Genomic DNA, 1,874 nt, shown 5'->3' with positions numbered 1-1,874 from the left:
CCATCAGCGATGGGCCGTAGCGCTCGCGGGTGCTGCTGGTCGTCTGACCGGGGATCGGGTGCGCACGGTGGTGCCACACGCACAGCGCATAGCCGAACAGGTGCCCGCGCCGGCGGTTGCCGCTCTTGCAGTGGTTGTAGTCGCAGCCCACCACCACCAACTGCTGCGGCAGCAGGCCGGCCGCCATGCGCACCACGCACGCCATGCACGGCCCTTCCTTCGACAGCTCGAACCGCGCCACCTCCTCGGCTGTCGGCGTGCCGGTGCTGTGCCGCATCACGCGACCACCTCGCCGGCAGTCACCTTTGCCAGCGCTGCCGCATATTCCACCGGGTGCCGATCGCAGTGATGCCATGGCGTTTTATCGGTGGCCACCCACTGCCCACGCTCAGCAGCGCGCGCTAGCCAACTCTGCGTCCAGAAAGACGGGCTGATACCCTGCGCCGCGATCTGCTTGGTGGTGATGTACCCCTGGGTCTTGAGCAGCGCCAGCACGCGCAGTGCCCCCGCTTTCCAAGGCGTCCAGCGCACCGGCGCCGGAACACCAGCTGGAACATCTGGCACATGTTCCGGCACGTCGCACCGCTTTGCCGGATTCCAGTCGAACAGGCAGTGCGCCAACCCCAGGTCGCAATACTTTCCGCCCTCGGCCACATAGCTGTCGTAGCGCAGGTTTTGCTCGATGCTGAACTCCGGCCGCTCTCCCTTCTTCGTCCATCCCATGTGCGGCTCCCACACTGCCACGCCGAGCATCCGAAGCATCCGCGAGATCCCATAATTCGACTCTGTCAGGCATGGAACGATCACGGCACGGTGGTCTGGGCCCTGGGTCTCGTATCGGGCTTCGTAATCAGCTGGCAGGATCTGATCTGCAACCTTGGCATTGAGCGCCAGCTTCGCCTCGATGCCGATCTGCCGGCCGCTATCGTGCACCGCCAGGATGTCGAAGCCGGCCGTCTCCGGGTAGCAGGTCCAGCCGGCCTGCGCGTTCATGTCGCGAATGAACACCTCGCACAGCTGCGCCTCTGTCTTGAACAGCGCTTTCGCGTCGGCGGCCTTCATGCCACCACCTGCAGCAGCGGCCGAATCGCGTTCGGGCGTAGGCGCCGGCCGACCAGCTCGAACCCTGCCGCGCGCAGTGTCAGGTAGGCGCCCTGGCGCAGCGGCGCGTGCCCGGCGTTGGCGATCAGGTTGTTCGCCGTCTCCATGCGCTCGAAGTTCTTGCGGCCGCGCCCGCAGTAGTAGCCGCGCAGTACGCACGCCATCACCACGTCCTGCCGGGCGATGCCGCCGATCACGTCCTCCACGCGCTGGGCGCGGGCGTCCACCTCCAGCGGCTTGAAGCCCACGTTCGGCGGCGGCATCTCGCCGCGGTGCTCGATCAGCACCTGCAGCATGTTCTTGCTGGCCAGCCCGAGATAGTCCATGTCCCGGTGCAGCGCGAATTCGTAGCCCCACCATTCCAGGTCGGAGCGCGTCGCCTCGGTGAAACTGTCGAATTCGGCCATGGTCAGGCCCTCCCCTGCACCGGCTCTGCGCTGCCGTCGCGGCCCAGGCACCACACCTGACCGTCGACGTGCACGTTTGCCCACGAGGCGCCCTGCAACAGCAGCCAGTGCGTCGCGTCGTCAAGCGACTGGAACTCGTGGCGCGCGGCGCGCGGGTCGGCTGCGTTGGTGTTCGTGTCCATCAATTCCCCCTCTTCTCTGCTGCTGCCGCGATGCGTTCGAACTTGCGTGCCTGGTACTCGTTGGCCTGGATCGCCGCGTTTTTGCTCTTACGCTCGCGCTCGCCAATGGCCGGTTTGCTGTGGATGCCGTCGAGCCGCGCACGGATCTGGTTGGCTTGGCTGCGCGCCCAGGCCGAGCGCTTGG

5 protein-coding genes are annotated in these 1,874 nt (G+C 66.6%); all 5 read right to left on the bottom strand.

What is annotated here, in order from left to right; translation table 11 throughout:
* Window positions 1–277 (bottom strand): Ref family recombination enhancement nuclease (locus tag J7396_RS22270; protein WP_209262169.1); only part of this gene is annotated, 277 nt, incomplete at its 3' end.
* Window positions 277–1,062: a type IV toxin-antitoxin system AbiEi family antitoxin domain-containing protein gene (locus J7396_RS22265; protein ID WP_046933431.1), complete on the bottom strand. Its 786-nt coding sequence runs from the start codon at window positions 1,060–1,062 to the stop codon at window positions 277–279. The genes J7396_RS22270 and J7396_RS22265, both read right to left, overlap by 1 nt.
* Window positions 1,059–1,508, bottom strand: coding sequence for a hypothetical protein (locus J7396_RS22260; RefSeq protein ID WP_046933432.1), 450 nt, complete (start codon window positions 1,506–1,508; stop codon window positions 1,059–1,061). The genes J7396_RS22265 and J7396_RS22260 overlap by 4 nt, the downstream gene beginning before the upstream one ends.
* Before the next feature lie 2 nt (window positions 1,509–1,510).
* Window positions 1,511–1,690 carry a hypothetical protein gene (locus tag J7396_RS22255; protein WP_046933433.1) on the bottom strand — a complete coding sequence of 60 codons (180 nt, stop codon included), beginning with the start codon at window positions 1,688–1,690 and terminating at the stop codon, window positions 1,511–1,513.
* The coding region (locus J7396_RS22250) for a hypothetical protein (protein WP_209262168.1) at window positions 1,690–1,874 on the bottom strand (185 nt) is incomplete at its 5' end. The genes J7396_RS22250 and J7396_RS22255, both read right to left, overlap by 1 nt.

Source organism: Xanthomonas sp. A1809 (assembly GCF_017746015.1).
Classification (GTDB): Bacteria; Pseudomonadota; Gammaproteobacteria; order Xanthomonadales; family Xanthomonadaceae; genus Xanthomonas; species Xanthomonas euvesicatoria.
This window is presented reverse-complemented; position numbering and strand designations above follow the sequence as displayed.

Coding starts and splice junctions, on each gene's coding strand:
- J7396_RS22265 (WP_046933431.1), bottom strand. CDS start 1,062: ATGAAGGCCGCCGACGCGAAAGCGCTGTTCAAGACAGAGGCGCAGCTG.
- J7396_RS22260 (WP_046933432.1), bottom strand. CDS start 1,508: ATGGCCGAATTCGACAGTTTCACCGAGGCGACGCGCTCCGACCTGGAA.
- J7396_RS22255 (WP_046933433.1), bottom strand. CDS start 1,690: ATGGACACGAACACCAACGCAGCCGACCCGCGCGCCGCGCGCCACGAG.